Below are 21,785 nucleotides of genomic sequence, written 5' to 3'. Positions count from 1 at the left end.
TATTCCCAAAGCGCATTATTGTATAAATTTTTCACATTGATGAAAATCAGGGTTACGATCTAGTGCTTCTTGACAATCTTCGCAAATCGTTTTCACGTAAATATCTCCGTTTGGGAGGTAATCAATCATTTCAAGCCGTTCTTTCTCCGTTAATTGATGAAAACCTAGTTGCTCACTTCGCAATGATACCGCATCGATCGTGCCAATTTTGATACCGCAATGGCGGCAATAGTAGTGCAACGCCATAACAAGAAACCTCCTAATGGTCTTATCGAATACATTTTGAACCATTTAGAAGGTAAATATTCATATTTAATTAAATTCGTTCATTACTTGAATAAAAGGCGTCGATAACCATTTTTCACAAGCATCAGCCGATTTTTGAATAGCGGTTTCGATTTTTGTCATTTCCTCTTCAGTAAAGCGCCCTAACACGTAATCCGTCACCTTCATTCCATTTTGCGGACGATCAATCCCAATGCGAATGCGCTTAAAATGATCCGTACCGAGGTGATGAATTAACGACTTCATCCCATTATGTCCGCCTGCGCTTCCTTTTGGCCGCAAACGAATGGTTCCGGTTGGAAGATCTAAATCATCATAAACAACAATGATATCTTCCACATCGATTCGATAATAGTCCATCAGCGGACGCACACATTCTCCTGATAAATTCATATATGTTAAAGGCTTGCATAATATGACTTTTTCTCCACCAACCGTTCCGATCCCAAATATTCCTTTGAATTTTGCTTGATCTAACGATACTTGAAAACGTCTAGAAAGTTCATCGATCACCATAAATCCGACATTGTGCCTTGTTCGTTCATATTCTTTACCCGGATTTCCTAAACCGACAAATAACTTCACCATGCTCTCCTCTCCTTACATGTTCATCATATTACAAAAGACGTAACCAATCCTGGTTACGTCCGTTACGGTGCAGTTGTTTCTCGTCCTTCTTCTGACTCAGGCCGCCCTGCTTCCTGTTCTTCACCGCTATGAATTTCCTCTTCCTGTTTTGGCGGCAAAACGGATGCAATCACTTCCGTCGGTTCATGATTGATCTCGTATTTTCCTTCTGTTTGAATATCTTGAACGGTGATCACTTGTCCAACTTGTAAATGAGTGATATCAATATCAATAGAGGACGGAATATTGGTTGGTAAAGCCCGAATCGATAATCGATGAAGCGATTGTTGCAGCACTCCTCCATCTTTGACACCAGCAGCCTCACCAACCAATTGAACATTCACTTCCGCTTCAATTTCTTTCGTTCCATCAACTTCTTGGAAATCAAGATGAATAATTTCACTGCGAATCGGATCTTTTTGAATCTCTCGAACAATGACAGGATGTTCTTCACCAGCTACTCGTATGATTAAAATATTGGTTCTTCCAGCTGTTCGAATGGCCTGCAAAAAATGAGCTGCATCTACAGAAATCACTTTGTTATTTACGTTTTTCCCATAGATGACTGCTGGGATATAGCCGTTTTTGCGAATTTGCTGAACGTTCGAATTTTTAACATCTGTACGCACTTGAGCTTCTATCAATGCCAAAAAAATTCACCTTCCTGTTTTAGAATCTATTCATTAACTTCTCCTAAAACAGGGAGGTCTAAACGTCATTAATCAATCATTAATCAAATAGGGCGCTAATGGATTGTTCCTCGTGAACGCGAATAATCGCTTCACCAATTAATGGAGCGACAGATAGCTCTACAATTTTATCGATTTTCTTTTCTTCTGTAAGCGCAATTGTATTTGTTACAACAAGCTCTTTAATTTTTGAATTTTTAATGCGTTCAATCGCTGGACCAGATAAAACTGGATGTGTACAACATGCATATACTTCCTTTGCACCATGTTCAGCCAATGCGTTTGCTGCTAATGTGATCGTTCCAGCTGTATCAATAATGTCATCTACTAAGATTGCTACTTTTCCTTGCACATTCCCGATAATGTTCATGACTTCAGCTACATTTGGTTTTGGACGACGCTTGTCAATAATCGCAATCGGCGCTTTTAGACGATCAGCCATTTTGCGTGCGCGTGTCACACCGCCATGGTCTGGAGAGACAATGACAATATCTTCTAATTGTTTGTTTTTAAAGTAATCTGCTAAAATCGGCACACCCATTAAATGGTCGATTGGAATATCGAAAAATCCTTGGATTTGTGGAGCATGTAAGTCTAATGTAATGACGCGGGAAGCTCCAGCCGTTTCTAACAGGTTAGCGACAAGTTTTGCTGTAATCGGTTCGCGAGAGCGAGCTTTACGATCTTGACGGGCATAGCCATAATAAGGCATGACAATGTTAATCGTTTTGGCTGATGCACGTTTTAATGCATCAATCATGATTAATAGTTCCATTAAATGTTCGTTTACAGGTGAGCTTGTTGATTGAATTACATATACATCACAGCCGCGGATACTTTCTTCGATATTAATTTGAATTTCGCCATCACTAAAACGTGAAACGGAGCATTTTCCTAATTCAACACCAATGACTTTTGCAATTTCTTGAGCCATCGCAGGATTCGAATTTAACGCAAACAACTTTAGATTAGAATCAAGATATTGAGACATGGTAAACCTCCATTAGGAATTTTTCTTCGCTTGTAAACGTTCAACATAATTTTCTTTATTCGTTTGACGAGCGCGAGCGATTGCCAAAGCATTTCCTGGCACATCTTCTGTAATTGTTGAACCAGCTGCAACATAAGCTCCTTTTCCGACTACAACAGGGGCAATTAAATTCGAGTTGCAACCGATGAAAGCACCGTCTTCGATTTTTGTTACATATTTATTTGTTCCGTCATAATTGACGGTAATTGAACCACAGCCAAGGTTTACATTGCTTCCAACTTCAGCATCACCGATATAACTTAAATGCGACGCTTTGCTTCCTTTACCAAAGGTTGATTTTTTGATTTCAACAAAGTTGCCAATTCTTACATCATCATCAATTTTAGATAGCGGACGAATATGCGCAAATGGACCAATCGTAACATGGTTGCCGATTTCACTATCATGAACAACGGAATGACGAATCGATGTGTTATTTCCAATTTTACTATTTTTAATTTCACTATTTGGCCCAATGATGCAATCTTCTCCAATAATCGTACGTCCCTCAATCCATGTCCCAGGATAAATGATCGTATCTCGTCCAATTTGTGCATCAGGTGATATATACGTATGGTCCGGATCAATGATTGTTACACCATTTGCCATATGTTTACGATGAATTCGTTCACGCATAATTTTTTCCGCTTTCGAAAGCGCGATACGGTCATTAACTCCTAATGTTTCTTCAAAAGAAGAGGTTTCGTATGCGGAAATGATTTCCCCTTGTTTTTTCAAAATCTCAATCACATCTGGTAAATAGTATTCTCCTTGTGCATTGTTGTTCGATACTTTTGTAAGCGCTTCAAACAATGCGCGGTTGTCGAAACAATACGTCCCCGTATTAATCTCTTGAATTTTTCGCTCTTCTTCTGTTGCATCTTTATGTTCAACAACCTTCTCAACATGTCCTTCGCTATTGCGAACGATTCTTCCGTAACCTGTAGGATCATCAGCAATTGCGGTTAAAATCGTCGCTTTTGCTTTTGTTTTAAGATGATAGTTTAAAAGCGCTTCCATCGTTTCAGCCGTGATCAATGGTGTATCGCCGCACACAACAAGCGTAACACCATCTTTATCAGCTAGATGAGAAGCCGCTTGCATGACCGCATGAGCGGTTCCAAGCTGTTCTTCTTGCAACACATATTCGCTTTGATCACCAATTTGTGCTTTTACTTGTTCAGCACCAAATCCTACTACTGTAATTAATTGATCGACACCTAATCTTGAAATTTCATCCACTACATGCTGAACCATCGGCTTTCCACAAACAGGGTGCAATACTTTATACAACTTCGATTTCATTCTCGTCCCCTGTCCAGCCGCTAAAATGATCGCATATCGTTTCATCGCAAGGCCTCCATACCTCTCTTTATCCATATTGAATATATATCAATTATGTATGTATTTCAAGGAAACATTGTCATCTGCCAAAAAAAATCAATATTTCAATTATTTGTTTCGTATCAACAGGGAAAAACTTAACATTCTACACGTAAAAAGGACCCTTTCCGAAACGGATCGGGTCCTTTCCTATCATTACGAAGCGCCTGCTTCTTCAAGCTCTTTTTCCAATTCACCTAAACGATGATACTCAGCTAAAACAGCTTCTTGGATTTTCCCGCGGGTTGTTGAGTTAATCGGATGAGCGATGTCACGGAATTCCCCGTCAGGAGTACGCTTGCTTGGCATTGCAACAAACAAGCCATTGTTGCCTTCAATTACGCGAATATCATGAACAACAAATTCATGATCCAACGTAATTGAAGCAATCGCTCTCATACGTCCTTCGGTATTCACGCGGCGTAATCTTACGTCAGTTACTTCCATTCTGTTCACCACCTTTTCCCTATATAAGAACTTGAGTTAATTTATTCCACATCACTTTCATTTTTCCTGCTAGTACAAAAAAATTTTTTTAAAAAGTTTCACGATTCACAAGCGCGATGACTTCAATTTCGACAAGCGCATCTTTTGGCAAACGTGCAACTTCAACGCAAGAACGAGCTGGTTTATGCTCGTTAAAATATTGTCCATACACTTCATTCATGGCCGCAAAATCGTTCATATCTTTAAGAAACACCGTTGTTTTAACAACTGTGTTTAACGACGCACCAGCCGCTTCAAGCACCGCTTGTAAATTTTTAAACACTTGATGTGTTTGCGCTTTTATATCTCCTTGCACCATTTCTCCTTCTGGTGTCAATGCAATTTGCCCAGAGCTATAAAAAAGATTATTAACAATAACTCCTTGTGAATAAGGACCGATTGCTTGTGGAGCTTGATTGGTGTGTACTGTTCTCATGTTTTTTGCCTCCTTCATGTCGTTAAACAATATGTAATGTCGATCATTTTTTATTATTTGACAAACTGAAAGTAGTTTCCTTCTTCTACGGTAATTTGTTTTTCTTTCACATTCACAGATGTCAGCTTTACAAGCGAAACATATTCATCCACTAGCCGCTCTTCTGCTTCTTCGGATTCCACTAACACGCCAATTCCGACAACGTTCGCTTTAAACTCGGCTAAAAGGCTAATCATTCCGTTAATTGTTCCGCCCGCTTTCATAAAATCATCAACAATCAGTACATTGGCTCCTTCCGTTAAACTGCGTTTGGAAAGGACCATCGTCTGAATGCGTTTAGACGAACCAGATACGTAGTTAATGCTCACCATTGACCCTTCTGTTACTTTACTATCGCGACGAATGATGACGACAGGAACATTTAAAAAGCTAGCAACCGCATAAGCAAGCGGAATTCCTTTCGTCGCAACCGTTACAACAAAGTCAATTTTTTCGTGCGCAAAAACAGAAGCATACAGTCTTCCAATTTGATTAACAATACGCGTATCCCCGAGCAAATCCGTCATATACAAATAGCCACCCGGCAGCAAACGATCAGGATCGGCCAGCATTGTACATAGCTGAGCGATAAATTGCTTTGCTTCTTCTTCAGCAATTTTTGGGATATACTGTACACCACCTGCTGCGCCTGGAAGTGTCCGCAATATCCCGATCCCTTGTTGTTCAAACGTTTGCTTGATGATCGCTAAATCTTCACTAATAGAAGATTTTGCAGATTGGTAACGTTCAGCAAAAAATGTAAGCGGCACTAATTGATGCGGATGATGAAGTAAATAATGCGTCATGTCTACCAAACGGCTACTTCGCCTTAACTTCATAAAAAAACCTCCTAAACTCGAATTTTTTATCAATGACATGAATATACGTTCTTAATCAAGGAAGTGCCGTTCTCCAATCAGTCGAACAGCATATACGTGATCACAAAACCCTCGCAATCCGTTGTAAATACGATGCATTCTGGAGTCGTGCTGAACGAGACCAAAGACGGTTGGCCCGCTTCCACTCATTAGCACCATATCGGCACCAAACCGTTTCATTTGCTCTTTAATTTGTGCCACTTCAGGATACATTTTTAATGTGACACTTTCCAATACATTCCCAGCTAGAGAGCAAATTTTTTCATAATTTTTCTCCTTGATTGCAGCAACCATTCCATCCACATCAGGATGTTTGACCGACTGCAAGTCCAGCTGACGATACACGTCTGCTGTTGAGACGCCGATGGCAGGCTTGGCTAAAACAACCCAGCTCGATGGCGGAGCAGGAATATGTTCGATCTTTTCACCTCTTCCTGTCGCAATAGCCGTACCACCATACACACAAAAAGGGACATCTGAACCAATCTCTGCCCCGATTTGCGCTAGCTCGTCCAAACTTAATCCTAACCTCCATAGTTTGTTTAAGCCCCGCAATGTTGCAGCTGCATCGCTGCTCCCTCCAGCCAAACCAGCGGCGACAGGAATCGATTTTGTAATCGAAATAGCGACTCCTCGTTTAATGCCAAATTTCGTTTTGAGTAGCTTAGCTGCTTGATATGCTAAATTTCGTTCATCATCAGGTACAAAACGATTGTGCGAAACGATTTTAATCGTGTCTGTATATAGATCGACAAGTTCAATACGATCCGCTAAATCAATCGTTGTCATCACCATCTTTACCTCATGATATCCGTCCGAACGTTTATGTAATACATCGAGAGATAAATTAATTTTTGCTGGTGCTTTCACTAATAACCTCAAGCTCTTCACCTACTTTTCCGACTTCAAACTTCTATCGACATTGTACCATAAAAATACGAAACAAATACGTGACATTTCGACATCGCTCACATATCTCATAAATCGGTTCCTTTCGATCATACAAGTTGAGTATCTGATCATAAAAGAGAAATAGGTTTTCTGCCATCGGCGGTAAGATTTTTTACGGAAATAAAAAAAAAGAGACCACCTTTTGGTCGCCTCTCAGAACAAAAATAGCCAGTTTGAAATCACTGCCCATTCACTGCTATAGTTTCATCATCTAAAAATGTAAGTTGTACGGTTTCCGTCAACACATCTGCATAGCTGTATGATACGCGCTCAAAAGCGTTCTCTTCCTGGTCGAGTTCAATGACAAACACAGACGGATACGTCTCGGCTAAAATTCCACAACGCTCAATTGTTTTTCTTCGTCCACCATTCGCTTTCAACGTCAATCTTCTACCGAGATTGGAATCCAACACCTGTTTAATTTCCGACAATGTTTTTCCCATTTTATCCACCTCACTAATATGTATTATAACAAATAAATTCAAATAAGTCAAAAATTAAAAATTATATCAGTAAAAAATATTATATGTCAATATTTTTATTGACTATTTTAGTATGGAACAACCCATTTAAAACTATGTATAAAAACCTGCTAACGTTCAATTCACATTAGCAGGAACATTTATATATGATAAGCTTAATTTTCCGACATAAACAAGCTTTTCTGCCACTTCTCCGAACGAAAACGCCATCAGACAAATGAATTTGTCTGTCATGCGTTTTACGTTCGGAATCGGCATGCTTCTAGCATGCCGGGGCGGCAAGAAAAACCTTGCCGCCTATGGCAGAAAAGCGACCTTCTATTCACGATGAGATATGTCGGAAACTCAACTTGAATCTATATAGCTTGCATCTGTTACTTGCCGAAAAGGCATTCCGGTTCGTAAGACTCCTTTTGTCTCCACCCCGCCAAGCCCCTTTTCTCCGGTTAGCGTATTTCTTAACACATCCCAAACATGAACCCGTTCCATAAATGGCGTAAAGCTGATTCGCGATACGATGTATACAGGATCCAATGCATGAATATTTACTCGTGAAGGAGAACTAGCAAAATTAGCACCTGCGCGAATTAATGATTCAAAATGAGATTGACAAGCTCCTGCAAAAATGACGAGTTGATCGAGATGAGGGATTTTTTTTCGCGCCTCTCTTACCGTTTGCACAAAATATTTAGAATGACGATACGCGTTTAAATCTTGAATTTTACCTTTCGTCTTTGAATACGAATCATGCCCAGTAATCACTAAAATATCCGGTCGTACTTGTTCAAGCAAAGCACCTACTTTCTCTGGCATTTCTTTCTCGTTACAATGAACGCCATATACAGGTACACCGATGCGTTCATACAAATGAAGACATTTTCTTAAATAAAGGGGGTCTCCATCCAAATGAAGAACGCGCCCTGGTATTTGAAAAAAATCGACTTTCGCCTCATATCCTCCTGTTGCTTCATACTCGCTTTTTTCACGCAGCAAACGATAATCTTGACGCAATAATTTGTAGGATTGTTCGATTAATTCTTTTTCTTTCTGTTTGCGTTTTCTTTTTTCTCTTTCGTCTATAATCACTAAATCAGAAAAAGGAGCATCAGCAATGAGCCGAACATCTTCCCCGTGGAGAATCGCTTCCTTCTCTCCTTCTTGTTCTTTTATACCGGTCACGCGAAACAATATATCACATTCGTACGATTTACGAGCGACAATGTCGCCGATCTTGATCATTCAAATCCCTCCACCCCTTCTTTTCTCTGTAACATATGCATCGAATACCTAGATGGTGTTCGAAAAAACAGCCAATAAAAAAAGAGGCCAAAACGTTAGGCCTCTTGTTGAAAAATATCGTATAAACAATCGCTTAACGAAGCAAATTCAGCAATGGTTAACGTCTCCCCTCGTCTTTGCGGATCAATATTCGCTTGCTGTAAAGCTTTTTCAATTTGTCCTTTTCGCTCTTTTCCGTTCGGCAGCTGACTAATTAAATTGTTTAAAATGGTTTTTCTTCTCTGACCAAAGCTTGCTCGAACGACTGTGAAAAAGAAAGATTCATCCTTTACTGGAACAGCTGGCTGATCGAGTTTGGTTAAACGAATAATAGCTGAATCAACATTCGGTTTTGGAATAAATACCGTTCTCGGCACATTCATAACCGTTTCCGCGTTTGTATAATACTGAACAGCAATGGTCAAGGAACCATAATCTTTCGTTCCTGGTTTGGCAGCCATTCGGTCCGCTACCTCTTTTTGTAGCATAACGACCATTCCCCGAATCGGTAAACGATCGGTCAACAACTTCATAATAATCGGCGTCGTTACATAGTAAGGCAAATTCGCAACAATCATCACTTCCTCAACATCGGTAAACTCTTCTGAAATCACTTTACCGACATCCGCTTTTAAAATATCTTGATGAATAACAGAAACATTGGAATAAGGAGAAAGGGTATCTTCTAAAATCGGCAATAATCGTTGATCAATCTCAAACGCAACTACTTTTTTGGCCCGCCGAGCTAGATGTTCTGTAAGGGCACCGATCCCCGGACCGATCTCAATCACACCGCTTCGTTCAGAAATCTCCGCAAAATCAACAATTCGATGCAAAATATTTGGATCAATTAAAAAGTTTTGACCAAGACTCTTTTTAAAGGAAAAACCATATTTATCTAAAATTTCTTTTGTTCGTGTCGGGGTAGCAATATCCTTATACATAATTTTCCTCCTGCATCACTTGCTTTAATGCCTCCGCAAATTGTCTTCTCGAAATTTGAAACATTTGCAATCGCTTATGCAATTGTTTTCCGTTTGTATAGCCGATTTTTAATAATTTACCTAAACGTTCACGCCGCGCTTTTGCGAGAGGGCCGCCAATTAAACCTGCATCCATTAAATCCTGAAAAGTGATCTCTTCTTTTATCTCGATCGTCTCTTCATATACATTCGCTAAAGCATGGCGAATCGCTTCAACAGAAGCATGTTCGACACCTAAACCTTTTCCGTTTTTTTCTTTCGCCTCTTCTCGTGATAAAAATGCATGTTTGCACCCAGGTATTTTTTGGGAAATGATTTTACGAATTTTTTCCCCTGGATAATCAGGATCGGTAAAAATAATAACTCCTCTTTGCTGTTGCGCCAAACGAATGCGCTCTAACGTTTCTGCACTTAATGCTGAACCGTTTGTTTCAATTGTATCTGCTTGCACAGCTCGTTGAATAGCAACGGTGTCATCGCGACCTTCGACAACAATAATCTCTTTAATTTTCATAAAAACCTCCAACATACCTAAAACTTTTCTTTATCCATTATAACGAAAAAAACAGAGGATCGCGAAATCCTCTGTCCATCGTATCACTTAATAATTTTAATCTTAACCCTTTTTATTCCCCATTTGAATGCTTTAGATTTAGTTGGGAAAAACACGTCAATTTTATAACCTTTGACAGCTGAACCCGTATCAGCAGCAATCGCATAGCCATACCCTTCAACATACACTTTCGTGCCAAGCGGAATGATGCGTGGATCAACCGCAATCACTTTAGCATTTGGGTTGGCTCGTAAATTAACCCCTGTTGCCGTTTTGCCAGAACAACCGCCGCAATAGGCTGTATACGCAGTAGCAGTGACGTAAAGTTCTTGTGCAAATTCTTCTCTGCCACGCGATACTAAAGGTTGTGGAACGACCTTTGTTCCGACTGCTACGATGCGATTCTTACTCGGTTTAATCATCTCTTTTTTAACCAATTTCCGAGAAACTTCTTTCCCGTTTTCCAAAATGACTTCATATTGTTTAGAAACGAGTCCTTTTTCTCCCTGGCTAATCACTTTTTGTTGACCTTTTGATAATTGCGCATCTTTTTTTATAACAACGGCATAGTTCACTGGTTCTTCCACTACATCGGTGACTTTTTCAACTCGTATAATTTTAATTTTTGTATTTTCTTTAACGGTTTCATTTAATCCTGGGTGTATACGGTCCAGTTCATTTAATTTAATATGTTGCTTTGCTAAAAAGTCAGCGACAGTAGTCGAAGTGGACCAGACATGCTGCTCTTTTCCACCGTCATTGAGCACAACTGGAAACGCCTTTTGAATTGTAATTTTCATATTTTCCTTGATTGGCTCATTGAGATTTGGTGAAATTTCATCATGCTCATGAATTTCAATTTGTTCCGCCTTCAACAAATCTTTAATTGTTTTTGCTGTCGTTCGTAATTTCTTTTCTTTTCCATCAATCACAAGCCGAATCGGCTTACTAGCTTCCCAAGTAATTTTTAAGTCGTCAACCACTTTCGTATTTGCCGAGGGATACAAATAATCTTCAGGATGAAGTGGAATGTCATAGTTTTCTAGAATTTCAGCTACCGTTTTCGCATGTGTTCGAATCTGTTGTTCTTTTCCGTTTAAATTTAGCGTAACCGTTTCTTTTGTCCATTCATAACTAGCATATCCCGTCATAGTAGATAAAACAATGAAACTTCCTGCTGTAACAGCCATTTTTTTCTTTGGCGATGCCAGCAAGAAATTTTTAACGTTTGTAATCAAAATCGAAAACGCCTCCTTTTTAACGATAGACTCCCTGTAAGAACGCCTCCCTCATCTGTTAGATATTCATCCTCTATTATTCAAAATATTCAGCTAAAAGGGAAGGAAGACTTGTCGACAAGCTTATTGTATGCTTACAGTAAAAGTTGTAGAACTTTTTCTACTGATCTTTTGATCAGACAAGCCTCCTTCCAAAGCGACATATTTCGCTATCGAACAATGCCGAATAATCGCTTTGCATTGTCGGACGTTTTTTGCGCGACTTCCTCCCATGTAATCCCTTTTAACTCAGCAATCGCTTCCGCTACATATTTTACATAGCTCGGTTCATTTCGCTTCCCTCGAAAAGGATGAGGCGTTAAATACGGACAATCTGTTTCGATGAGCAGGTGCTCAAGAGGGATTTCTTTCGCTACTTCTTTTGGTTTTTTCGCATTTTTAAACGTGACTGGTCCGCCGAAAGAAATATAAAAATTCATTTCAATGCATTGCCGCGCTACTTCGAGACTTCCGCTGAAACAATGCATAATTCCGCCGACTTCAGCCGCATTTTCTTCACGTAAAATCTCAATAATATCAGCTGTTGCCTCACGATTATGTATAATAATTGGCAATTTTACTTTTTTAGCTAAGCGAATTTGTTTGCGAAAAACCTCTTTTTGAATATCTTTTGGTGATTTATCCCAATAATAATCAAGCCCCATTTCTCCTAAGGCTACTACCTTTGGATGAGAGGTCAGCTTTTCAATCATGATTAAATCATCATCGGTCATATCAACGGCATCGACAGGATGCCAACCAACAGCAGCATAAATAAAATCATAGCTTTCTGCTAACTCCATTGCCCGTGCAATCGTCGGGCGATCAAAACCAACAACAACAATATGGGATACACCTTCTGCGCGCGCCCGCTCAATAACTTCCTCTACATCTTCTTCAAATTGTGCAGCATTCAAATGTGCATGAGTATCAAACAACATAGCCGTTACCCCTCTTTTCATCCGAGTTTAGTCTACCATACATAAATCACAGCGATGTAACAATTCCATTACAAAACAGAAACAAAGAGGTGTTGTGCAAACCGCACAAAACACCTCTAAACGAACATTACTTTACTTTTGCCCCATTTGGCAGCGACTCATCGACCGTTGCCAACGATAAAATTCCATTTTCTTCTCCCGCAAGAATCATTCCTTGTGACAATTCTCCCCGTAATTTCACCGGCTTTAAGTTTGTCACACAAATCACTTTCTTCCCAATTAACTCCTCTGGTTTGTAATGTTGCGCGATTCCTGACACCACTTGTCGCTTTTCATATCCTAAATCTAATTGAAGTTTCAGCAATCGATCTGCCTTCGGAATTGGTTCAGCATGAATAATTTGTGCCACACGCAAGTCGATTTTCATAAAATCATCTATTGTAATTTCTTCCGTTTCCGTTTCATTTTTCTCTTTTTGTTGAACAGCCGTTCCTTTCATTTGCGATTTAATATATTCCACCTCTTCATTTACATCTAACCGTGGGAAAAGAGGCTCTCCTTTGACTACTTTTCTTTCTTCCTTAGATAATCCAAATGTTTGCAAGCTATCCCAGCTCATCCATTCCTCTTCGGAAATTCCTAGCTGTTCAAAAATTCGCTTCGGTGTTTGCGTTAAAAACGGTTGCAATAAAACAGCTGTATAACGAAGCGATTCAGCTAAATGAGCCATGACGGATGCCAATACGTCTCTCTTTGTTTCATCTTTCGCTAGCACCCATGGTTGCGTTTCATCAATGTATTTATTTGTTCGGCTAATGAGCTGCCATATTGCAGTAAGCGCAAGCGAAAATTCCATTTTTTCCATCGCATCTTCATAGTTTTTCACCGTTTCCTTTGCGGTTTGCACAAGCTGTTCATCAAATTCGGTATGCGCTCCGTTATAAACAGGAACCACGCCATCAAAATACTTCTCGATCATGGCAACTGTTCGATTGAGCAAATTCCCTAAGTCGTTGGCCAAATCGTAATTAATTCGTTCGACAAAACCTTCTGGTGTAAACACACCATCTGATCCGAATGGCACTTCACGAAGCAAATAGTAACGCAAAGCATCTAAACCGTAACGATCAATTAAAACAACAGGATCGACCACATTTCCTTTTGATTTCGACATTTTACCGTCTTTCATGAGAAGCCATCCATGAGCAAACACTTTTTTCGGAAGCGGCAACCCTAGCGCCATTAACATAATCGGCCAATAAATCGTATGGAATCGAACAATTTCTTTTCCGACAAGATGAACATCAGCTGGCCAATACTTCTTATATTTTTCATCGTTTTCCGTGCCGTATCCCAAAGCAGTGATATAGTTGGATAAAGCATCAATCCAGACGTAAATCACATGCTTTGGATCACCTGGAACCTTAATTCCCCAATCAAATGTTGTCCGAGAAACGGCCAAGTCTTCCAATCCAGGCTTAATAAAATTGTTAATCATTTCATTTTTTCGTGATTCCGGCTGAATAAACTCTGGGTTTTCTTCATAGAACGCAAGCAAGCGATCGACGTATTTGCTCATGCGGAAAAAGTATGATTCTTCTTTTACTTTTTCAACTGGACGACCGCAATCTGGACAATTTCCATCCACTAATTGCCGCTCTGTATAAAATGATTCACATGGAGTACAATACCATCCTTCATATTGATCCAGATAAATGTCTCCTTGTTCTAAAAGACGAGCAAAAATCTTTTCGACCATTTCTTTATGCCGCGATTCCGTTGTGCGAATAAAGTCATCATAAGAGATATCTAACTTCTTCCACAACTCTTTAATCCCGGCAACAATTTCATCAACATATTCTTGCGGTGTTACTCCTTTTTCTGCAGCCTTTCGCTGAATTTTTTGCCCATGTTCGTCCGTTCCCGTCAAATACATAACATCATAACCGCGCAATCGTTTATACCGAGCCATCGCATCCCCTGCGACTGTCGTATAAGCGTGACCGATATGTAGTTTATCGCTCGGGTAATAAATCGGTGTCGTAATATAAAACGTTTTCCGTTGATTTGTCACTCGCAAACCCTCCCTATCACACGTTTAGCAGAAAAGCCCTCGCCCAAAGGACGAGAGCGATTATATACTTCTATTCTTTATAAAAACATCTATTCCTCTTATCTCAACAAAATATACATAAAAACAGAGACAGATGTCAACTCTCCGCCATTCACGATCAAAATAATCCCCTTTCGACAAAACGAATTTCAAAAAGTCGAATTTTGTCGAAAAAAATAGGGTGATTTTGTCGAAAAAAGGTTGAAATTTGTCGAATAATCCTTATAATTAGGTTTGTATCGACTTGAAAAGAAGTAAAAATCTGTATAACTTTTCGAAAATCTCCTGTGCTCCAGCAATGTTTTTTTCTTTTTGAAAATCTTATGCTCAAGCGAAATCGAGCAAAAACAAAATACATTTTTTTTAAATTTTGTATATAAAAGGATTGACTTTTAATGGAAATATTGCTATGATGAAGCCACAGGAGTTTTGTCGAATATTGACGAAAAAGATAAAAAATTATAAAGAGAGGAGAAGAAAAATATGAAATCTACAGGTATCGTTCGTAAAGTTGATGAATTAGGCCGCGTAGTTATTCCGATTGAATTGCGTCGTACATTAGGCATTGCTGAAAAAGATGCATTAGAGATTTATGTAGACGACGATCGCATCATCTTGAAAAAATATAAACCAAATATGACTTGCCAAGTAACAGGTGAAGTATCTGACGACAACTTCAAACTTGCTGACGGAAAAATCATCTTAAGCCGCGAAGGTGCAGAAATCCTTCTAAAAGAAATTCAAAGCCGTCTCCAAGAAACAAAATAAAAAGTTTCTCTAGTCTTTTCTAGAGAAACTTTTTTTATAATCGATGATATTGCTCGTAAACATCTCGTTTTGGCAAATTACGGTCTTTGGCTGTTTGCTTAATCGCCTCTTTAGAACTCAATTGTTTTTCACGGATATAATAGTCAACATGTTCAATAACAGAAAGAGAATGCCACCATTCTTTTTCGATCTCTACTTCTTTGCTCCCTTCAACGATGAGACAAAATTCCCCGCGGACTTCACCTTCCTCGAGCCAATCAATCACATCGCCAATCGTTCCACGAACAAATTCCTCAAACTTTTTTGTCAGTTCACGTGCAAGCACCATCTTCCTGTTCCCGAACACTTCTAACATCATTTCCAACGTGTCTTTTAGACGATGAGGAGCTTCATAAAAGATCATCGTATCTGGAATTTGTTTCAGTTGTTCTAGCTGTTTTTTCTTTTCTTTTTTCTGTCGATGAAGAAAACCATAGAAATAAAAATGGCTTGTCGTTAAACCTGAAGCCGTTAACGCTGTAATCGCTGCATTCGCCCCGGGCAAAGGAATCACTTTACAATCGGCATCAAGCGCTTGAACAACTAATTCATAACCGGGATCCGAAATGGTGGGGGTTCCCGCGTCGCTAACCAGAGCAACATTTTTTCCTTCAAGAATGGCCGAAATAATCTTTTTCCCATTAGCTTCCTTATTATGTTCATGATAGCTAATAAGGGGTGTGTGGATTTGAAAATGATTTAATAACTTCTTCGTTTGTCTCGTATCTTCTGCCGCAATCAAATCAACTTCCTGTAATGTTTTAACAGCACGAAACGTCATATCTTCTAAATTTCCAATCGGCGTTGGAACAATATACAAAGCTCCTTTTTCGTCATCGTGTTCAAAACTTTTTTGTCGGTAATACATTTTCATTCCCTCGCTATTTATGATTCGCCGTATAATATTTCCTTTAATTCTTTCGTATACTCATTATCGTCATGATAGACAATGAGCGGCGGTAAAATTTTTAATCCAGCATTTCCATCTTTTATTCCCTCAATGAGAATCGTATTGGCTTCTCTTCCAGCCTTCGGATAGACAAATCGAAGCCGCTTCGGTTCAAGACGATATTGTCTCATCAGCGTCACAATATCCAACAAGCGTTCGGGACGATGAACAAACGCTGCTTTCCCACCTTGCTTTAACAGTTGACTGCTGACACGAATAACATCTTCTAACGTACAATAAATTTCGTGTCGAGCAATGGCGAAATGCTCATTTTTATTAATTTCATCTTGGCTCGGAGTTGGAAAATAAGGTGGATTGCACGTAACAACATCAAATTTACTGTAGCCTAGCTGCGCTGGCATATCTTTTATATCTCCATGAATGATCTCGATTTGTTCATCTAACCCATTGTAATGAACGCTTCGTTTAGCCATATCATAAATCTTTTCTTGAATCTCAACGCCAATGATTTTCCCTTTTGTTCTTTTACTTAACAAAAGAGGAATAACGCCGTTTCCTGTACACAAATCAACTAAATTTCCTTTTTGAATGGGTACATAAACAAATTTAGCAAGCAACACCGCATCTAACGAAAAAGCAAAAACAGAAGGACTTTGAATGATTTTCATATCCTCCGCTAAAAGATAGTCTAAACGCTCATCATCTCGTAGATCGATCACTTTCATCCCTCTTTCACCAAGAAAATAGCCTTCCGAAAAAATGATCGGAAAGGCTATTTTTTATTTAGAAACGATAAACAAAATAAGCAGTCGCCTTCTGTTCGCAGGCTCCCATAATGCACGTTACAAATATGAAATCCTTCTTGATAAAGTCGTGCTAAGTTATCGTATCCTTCTCCAATATCGATCAATCTCGATCCTTTTTTATGATGTTTTTCCTTTCGCTCGGATTGCTCAGCCTGTTTGGATAATTGCTCAAGGCGTCTACGCAAATGGTCATTTTCTACTTGCAAACGGTGATTTTCTTCTATAAGTTGCCCTAGATGCTCTTTTAACTCTCCCAATTGGCGATACAAATGGGCAATTTGCTCTTCCATGCTTGTGACCGATTGAAATATTTCTTTCTTATTCACGTAATCCACCTCATTAATCTGTGGCTTGAGTTGGTAGAGCTGTTTCTTTCATCAATTCATCAATCGTATATTCAACGACACGTTCCTTATCCACTAACTCAACCTGCAAAACTCTCTCTAAAATGTTCAATCCGACTACTTTTCCTACCCCGTGCGGCGTTTCGATCATCTCCCCGAGATCAGGAAGCTGTTCTTTAGCCGTTTCATATTCATCATTCTCATATTTCAAGCAACACATTAATCTTCCGCATAAACCGGAAATCTTTGTCGGATTTAGCGATAAATTTTGATCCTTCGCCATTTTTATTGAAACCGGTTCAAAATCTCCTAAGAAAGTCGAACAGCAAAGCATTCTTCCGCATGGTCCGATCCCGCCAAGCATTTTTGCTTCATCTCGGACTCCAATTTGTCTTAATTCAATTCTTGTCCGAAAAATGGCGGCTAAATCTTTAACAAGCTCACGGAAATCAACCCGACCATCAGCTGTAAAATAAAAGATCACTTTATTGCGATCAAATGTATATTCAACGTCGACCAATTTCATTTCTAAACCGTGCTCTTCTACTTTTTTCAAACAAATATCATAAGCCTCTTCCGCTGCTTTTTTATTTTCCTCCACAATGAGCTTGTCTTTTTGATCGGCAATCCGAATGACTTTTTTTAATGGCAATACAATATCATTTTCATCGACTTGTTTTTTGGCGATGACCACTTTTCCAAACTCGATTCCGCGAACCGTTTCCACAATGACATAATCACCATTAGAAATAGGAAGATCGCCCGGATCAAAGTAATAAATTTTCCCGGCTTTTTTAAAACGAACACCCACTACATCATACAAATGTTGATCCCTCCCGCAATTGCAATGCTAACTGCTCCATTAAAAGCTGCGGATTCATATTGGTATTCAAACGCGCTTTCGCCCTTAAAATCGCAGACATATTTTCAATCACGCGTTTTTGTGAATAAAGAAAAGAATATTGTTTCAATTCAGCAATGCAATCATCATAAATCATCTTTTCTTCTTTATTTGTTTGAATATACAGCAAATCTTTATATAAATACAATAGTAAATCTAATCCTAAACTCATTTGTTCTTTATCAGCAAAATGCGGTAACCACTGATCTTGAATCACGAAAAGAGCTTGTATATAACTTTTGTTTAATGCTTCATATAATTGTAACACTATTTTTCTTGCTTGTGCAAACCAATCACTTTGGCTTAATTCTAACGCTTCCTGCCGGCTGTTCGTAACATGAGCGGCAAGAACTGCGATGTGACGCGGAATGCCTTGTTCCTCTAAATATGCGGTGAGAATACGTGTCGGCAAAGGTTTGAAAGAAATAATTTGACAACGCGAAATAATGGTATTTAACATCCGATGAAGCTGCTCTGTCAACAGAATTGCGATGGTGTTTGAAGAAGGTTCTTCTAGAAATTTAAGCAAGCTATTCGCTGCATTGACCGTCATTTGGTCTGCATGCTCAATAATATAAAGCTTCTTATTTGACTCCATCGCTGTTTTTGTAAATTCCTCTTGTAATTGATCAATTTGATGTTTTTTAATGGATTGACCATCTGGTGCAACAATATGAACATCCGGATGATTGCCCGAATCAATCCGTCGACAATTGATGCATTGATAGCAAGGCTTATATGTTGAACGATTGAGACAAAATAAACTTTTTGCAAATAATAGACTTGCTTCTTTTTTCCCCGTTCCTCTCTGCCCTTCAAATAAATAGGCATGAGCAACTCTTCCCTTTTGAATGCTGTTGGCGATCATTCTTAATGCATTCGGTTGATATTGTTCAAGTTGCTCCCATGACATCGACATTTTTTATCACTCTCTTACTATTAAAGTTCATTCGCATTCGTTAAAAACGGCTCGAGTAACGCAACAACATCGCTGAAAACTTTTTCAATTGGTTGAGACGCATCTACTTTTCTCATTCGTTTTGGAAATTGCTCAAGCAGCATTAAATACCCTTTTCGAACTCTTTCATGAAAAGCCAGTTGTTCTAAATCGAGTCGATTGACTTCCCGTTTTTGATTTTTACCAATTCGTTCAAGACCGATCTTCGGATCAATATCGAAATAAATGGTTAATGTTGGCATAAGGCCGTTAATGGCAAATTGGTTAATGGATAAAATCTCATCCACTCCCAACCCACGCGCAAATCCTTGATACGCAAGCGAACTATCAATAAAACGATCACACAACACAACTTTTCCCTCTTCTAACGAAGGAATAATTTTTTCTACCAGATGTTGCCTTCTTGCCGCCGCATAAAGCAATGCTTCCGTTCTTGCATCCATCGTTTTGTTATTCGGATTTAAAAGAATCGAGCGAATTTGTTCAGCAATCTCAATGCCGCCCGGTTCTCTTGTCGCCATAACATTAAACCCTCTATTGATTAAATGACGTTCAAGCATTTGAACAATCGTTGTTTTTCCTGCCCCGTCTGGACCTTCAAATGAAAAAAATAAATGTTTCATCCAATTTCCTCCTATTCAAAAACCTCTAGACCGTCATTGATTGTATCTGATTGAAAATAAGCACCACAATCTTTTAAGTACTGAATCAGCTGAATATGTTGTTCAGTAATGATCTCCCCAACGAATAAAACGGGAATGCCAGGCGGATAAGGAATCACCATCTGTGCAGAAATACAATGAACGGCTTCTTCTAAAGGAACTACTTTTCTTTTTCGATGCTTGATTTTTTTATAACTTACAACTTCCGAACTTGTTGGAAAAGTATATTGAAATGTTCTTTTTTCATCTCTCTTTTCACAGGAAATTCCCTGTAAAGCTTTTTTTATTTTTTCAATGATGACATCAATGTTTTCAACTAACGCTAATGGATAGACGAGTAAAACATTGTTTGGATCAGCGAGTTCAGTAAAAACCCCTTCTCTTTCAAGTTTTCTCTGCAATTCATATCCAGATAAATGACTACGCGTTTGCAAAGTAATTTTCAACAAATCTGTTTGGACTAGAGGATTTTTAGACTCTACTACATCAATCCCATCTATTTGTTTAAGTTGCTGTTTAAAGTAATGAATTTGGCTTTCAAGCTGTTGAATATAGGATTGAGATAGCTGTGATAAGTAATATCTAGCTAAATCCAGTGACGCCATAATCGGATATGAGGGGCTGCTCGTTTGAAATAATTGCAAAAAATATTTCAATTCTTTTTCATTAATGAAACGGCTATTAAAATGCAAAAAAGATCCCATTGTCATAGCGGGAAGTGTTTTATGAGCCGAGTGAACAACAAGATCTGCCCCGCAAGCAATCGCAGTTTTGGGAAATGGCTTCCCAAGTATAAAATGCGCTCCATGTGCTTCATCCACTAAAACCGGGATATGATACGAGTGAGCAAGTTGCACCACTTCTGTCAAATCAATTGACATTCCATAGTAATTCGGATTGGTCAAAACAATGGCAGCTGCATCTGGATGCTGTCGCAATGTATTCTCAATGGTTTCAAACGAAACAGATCCCATTGTTTGCACTTCTTCATCAAATTCCGGGGAAATAAAAATCGGCTCTGCCTCCATCAAATTCAATGCATTGATAATTGATTTATGGCAATTTCGCTGCACAATAATTTTCTTATTCTCTTGACAAACCGTAGCAATCATCGCTAGATTGCCAACAGTCGACCCATTCACTAGAAAATAGGTTTGTTTCACACCATAAAGCTGAGACGCTAATCGCTGAGCTTCGGCAATAGCAGCCGTAGGGTGATGTAGATCATCTAAATGGGAAAGTTCCGTAACATCTAAATGTAGTAACGGTACAAAAAAAGAACGGGCTTCTTTCGGGAAAACAGAACCGTATTTATGCCCTGGTACATGAAAAGAAATCGGTTGTTGTTGATGGTGTTCATATAGCGCTGAATACAAAGGAGTTTGTTTTTGTTCGTCCATGATGCTTCTTCCCTTACGTTAAAATTCTATATAAACTTCATTTACTTTTCCAACCTGTCTCACTGTACAATGCAATTTGAGAAATTAAACATACCATATATATATTAAAACAAAACAGGCCCTAATGATAGGACCTTCACGATTACGAATATATCTTGTTTTCGATTAACTTCTTTAAACGATTTACATAAAATTGATATTTAGCATCATCCGTGCTTGTTTGTACGATGTCATTGTGACAATCAAGACATATAAAATAATGACAAAGATGAAAACCTTTTTTGTCTGAATGATCGCATATAATACAAACATCATCTAATTTTTCCATCCATCCTCCACCTCCCATAAACAGTTTTCCCAGTTTCATATAACAATATACTTTGAAACTATGCATTAGTTTCCAGAGGTAAAAGGATAGATGGTTGAATATAAAAAAAGACCAAACTCAAAAGAGTTTGGTCTTTTTCATACGCCCGGCAACGTCCTACTCTCGCAGGGGCCCCAGCCCCAACTACCATCGGCGCTGGAGAGCTTAACTTCCGTGTTCGGGATGGGAACGGGTGTGT

At 38.9% G+C, this 21,785-nt stretch carries 26 protein-coding genes and 1 rRNA gene; 1 reads left to right on the top strand and 26 read right to left on the bottom strand.

Going from position 1 to position 21,785, the window contains the following annotated elements; genetic code table 11:
- Window positions 1-15 precede the first annotated feature (15 nt).
- The 17 genes from fin to metG all read right to left on the bottom strand — a co-directional run bounded on the left by fin (window position 16) and on the right by metG (window position 14,392).
- Window positions 16-246, bottom strand: coding sequence for an anti-sigma-F factor Fin (fin, locus tag EDD69_RS13180; RefSeq protein ID WP_132949390.1), 231 nt, complete (start codon window positions 244-246; stop codon window positions 16-18).
- Between the two features lie 66 nt (window positions 247-312).
- Window positions 313-873, bottom strand: a complete 561-nt coding sequence (pth, locus tag EDD69_RS13175; RefSeq protein ID WP_132949389.1) for an aminoacyl-tRNA hydrolase — start codon at window positions 871-873, stop codon at window positions 313-315.
- Window positions 874-935: 62 nt separating this feature from the next.
- Entirely contained in the window at window positions 936-1,562 is a 627-nt protein-coding gene (locus EDD69_RS13170) for a 50S ribosomal protein L25/general stress protein Ctc (RefSeq protein WP_243643119.1), read from the bottom strand.
- Window positions 1,563-1,641: 79 nt separating this feature from the next.
- A complete protein-coding gene (locus tag EDD69_RS13165; protein ID WP_132949388.1) occupies window positions 1,642-2,592 on the bottom strand; it encodes a ribose-phosphate diphosphokinase in 951 nt (316 codons plus the stop codon).
- Between the two features lie 12 nt (window positions 2,593-2,604).
- Window positions 2,605-3,981 carry a bifunctional UDP-N-acetylglucosamine diphosphorylase/glucosamine-1-phosphate N-acetyltransferase GlmU gene (gene glmU / locus EDD69_RS13160; protein WP_132949387.1) on the bottom strand — a complete coding sequence of 459 codons (1,377 nt, stop codon included), beginning with the start codon at window positions 3,979-3,981 and terminating at the stop codon, window positions 2,605-2,607.
- 189 nt (window positions 3,982-4,170) lie between these two features.
- Window positions 4,171-4,461 (bottom strand): septation regulator SpoVG, encoded by a 291-nt coding sequence (spoVG, locus tag EDD69_RS13155; protein ID WP_132949386.1) that lies wholly within the window; start codon window positions 4,459-4,461, stop codon window positions 4,171-4,173.
- A gap of 88 nt (window positions 4,462-4,549) precedes the next feature.
- Window positions 4,550-4,936, bottom strand: a complete 387-nt coding sequence (locus EDD69_RS13150; protein WP_132949385.1) for a RidA family protein — start codon at window positions 4,934-4,936, stop codon at window positions 4,550-4,552.
- Window positions 4,937-4,989: 53 nt separating this feature from the next.
- The gene (purR, locus tag EDD69_RS13145; RefSeq protein WP_132949384.1) at window positions 4,990-5,814 is read right to left on the bottom strand and encodes a pur operon repressor; all 825 of its coding nucleotides are present in this window, start codon (window positions 5,812-5,814) and stop codon (window positions 4,990-4,992) included.
- Between the two features lie 51 nt (window positions 5,815-5,865).
- A complete protein-coding gene (gene ispE, locus EDD69_RS13140; RefSeq protein WP_132949383.1) occupies window positions 5,866-6,735 on the bottom strand; it encodes a 4-(cytidine 5'-diphospho)-2-C-methyl-D-erythritol kinase in 870 nt (289 codons plus the stop codon).
- A 248-nt stretch (window positions 6,736-6,983) separates the two neighbouring features.
- Window positions 6,984-7,247: a biofilm formation stimulator Veg gene (gene veg / locus EDD69_RS13135; RefSeq protein WP_132949382.1), complete on the bottom strand. Its 264-nt coding sequence runs from the start codon at window positions 7,245-7,247 to the stop codon at window positions 6,984-6,986.
- A gap of 156 nt (window positions 7,248-7,403) precedes the next feature.
- Entirely contained in the window at window positions 7,404-7,568 is a 165-nt protein-coding gene (locus EDD69_RS15430) for a hypothetical protein (protein ID WP_165871798.1), read from the bottom strand.
- 63 nt (window positions 7,569-7,631) lie between these two features.
- Window positions 7,632-8,525 (bottom strand): sporulation peptidase YabG, encoded by an 894-nt coding sequence (gene yabG, locus EDD69_RS13130; protein ID WP_132949381.1) that lies wholly within the window; start codon window positions 8,523-8,525, stop codon window positions 7,632-7,634.
- A gap of 95 nt (window positions 8,526-8,620) precedes the next feature.
- Window positions 8,621-9,508, bottom strand: coding sequence for a 16S rRNA (adenine(1518)-N(6)/adenine(1519)-N(6))-dimethyltransferase RsmA (rsmA, locus tag EDD69_RS13125; RefSeq protein ID WP_132949380.1), 888 nt, complete (start codon window positions 9,506-9,508; stop codon window positions 8,621-8,623).
- Window positions 9,501-10,061, bottom strand: a complete 561-nt coding sequence (gene rnmV / locus EDD69_RS13120) for a ribonuclease M5 (protein WP_207893287.1) — start codon at window positions 10,059-10,061, stop codon at window positions 9,501-9,503. Before rnmV ends, rsmA begins: the two co-directional genes overlap by 8 nt.
- 83 nt (window positions 10,062-10,144) lie before the next feature.
- Window positions 10,145-11,338, bottom strand: a complete 1,194-nt coding sequence (locus EDD69_RS13115) for a G5 and 3D domain-containing protein (RefSeq protein ID WP_132949379.1) — start codon at window positions 11,336-11,338, stop codon at window positions 10,145-10,147.
- 209 nt (window positions 11,339-11,547) lie between these two features.
- A complete protein-coding gene (locus EDD69_RS13110) occupies window positions 11,548-12,318 on the bottom strand; it encodes a TatD family hydrolase (RefSeq protein WP_132949378.1) in 771 nt (256 codons plus the stop codon).
- A 127-nt stretch (window positions 12,319-12,445) separates the two neighbouring features.
- On the bottom strand, window positions 12,446-14,392 hold the full coding sequence (gene metG / locus EDD69_RS13105; protein ID WP_132949377.1) for a methionine--tRNA ligase: 1,947 nt from the start codon (window positions 14,390-14,392) through the stop codon (window positions 12,446-12,448).
- Between the two features lie 522 nt (window positions 14,393-14,914).
- On the opposite strand from metG, the gene EDD69_RS13100 reads away from it, so the two are divergent.
- Window positions 14,915-15,199, top strand: a complete 285-nt coding sequence (locus EDD69_RS13100) for an AbrB/MazE/SpoVT family DNA-binding domain-containing protein (protein ID WP_132949376.1) — start codon at window positions 14,915-14,917, stop codon at window positions 15,197-15,199.
- 34 nt (window positions 15,200-15,233) lie between these two features.
- Here the strand turns inward: EDD69_RS13100 and rsmI are convergent, their stop codons facing one another.
- The 9 genes from rsmI to rrf all read right to left on the bottom strand — a co-directional run.
- Window positions 15,234-16,106 (bottom strand): 16S rRNA (cytidine(1402)-2'-O)-methyltransferase, encoded by an 873-nt coding sequence (rsmI, locus tag EDD69_RS13095; protein WP_132949375.1) that lies wholly within the window; start codon window positions 16,104-16,106, stop codon window positions 15,234-15,236.
- 17 nt (window positions 16,107-16,123) lie between these two features.
- Window positions 16,124-16,816, bottom strand: a complete 693-nt coding sequence (locus EDD69_RS13090; RefSeq protein WP_424565368.1) for a tRNA1(Val) (adenine(37)-N6)-methyltransferase — start codon at window positions 16,814-16,816, stop codon at window positions 16,124-16,126.
- Window positions 16,817-16,920: 104 nt separating this feature from the next.
- Window positions 16,921-17,280 (bottom strand): DNA replication initiation control protein YabA, encoded by a 360-nt coding sequence (gene yabA, locus EDD69_RS13085; RefSeq protein ID WP_132949373.1) that lies wholly within the window; start codon window positions 17,278-17,280, stop codon window positions 16,921-16,923.
- A 13-nt stretch (window positions 17,281-17,293) separates the two neighbouring features.
- Window positions 17,294-18,121 (bottom strand): competence/sporulation regulator complex protein RicT, encoded by an 828-nt coding sequence (gene ricT / locus EDD69_RS13080; protein WP_132949372.1) that lies wholly within the window; start codon window positions 18,119-18,121, stop codon window positions 17,294-17,296.
- On the bottom strand, window positions 18,114-19,118 hold the full coding sequence (holB, locus tag EDD69_RS13075; RefSeq protein WP_132949371.1) for a DNA polymerase III subunit delta': 1,005 nt from the start codon (window positions 19,116-19,118) through the stop codon (window positions 18,114-18,116). The genes ricT and holB overlap by 8 nt, the downstream gene beginning before the upstream one ends.
- A 20-nt stretch (window positions 19,119-19,138) precedes the next feature.
- A complete protein-coding gene (gene tmk, locus EDD69_RS13070) occupies window positions 19,139-19,780 on the bottom strand; it encodes a dTMP kinase (RefSeq protein WP_132949370.1) in 642 nt (213 codons plus the stop codon).
- An 11-nt stretch (window positions 19,781-19,791) separates the two neighbouring features.
- Entirely contained in the window at window positions 19,792-21,219 is a 1,428-nt protein-coding gene (locus EDD69_RS13065) for an aminotransferase class I/II-fold pyridoxal phosphate-dependent enzyme (RefSeq protein WP_132949369.1), read from the bottom strand.
- A gap of 142 nt (window positions 21,220-21,361) precedes the next feature.
- A complete protein-coding gene (locus EDD69_RS13060; protein ID WP_243643118.1) occupies window positions 21,362-21,547 on the bottom strand; it encodes a sigma factor G inhibitor Gin in 186 nt (61 codons plus the stop codon).
- Window positions 21,548-21,690: 143 nt separating this feature from the next.
- Window positions 21,691-21,785: ribosomal RNA gene (gene rrf, locus EDD69_RS13055) — 5S ribosomal RNA — on the bottom strand; the annotation flags it as partial.

This window comes from Thermolongibacillus altinsuensis (assembly GCF_004341205.1).
Classification (GTDB): domain Bacteria; phylum Bacillota; class Bacilli; order Bacillales; family Anoxybacillaceae; genus Thermolongibacillus; species Thermolongibacillus altinsuensis.
This window is presented reverse-complemented; position numbering and strand designations above follow the sequence as displayed.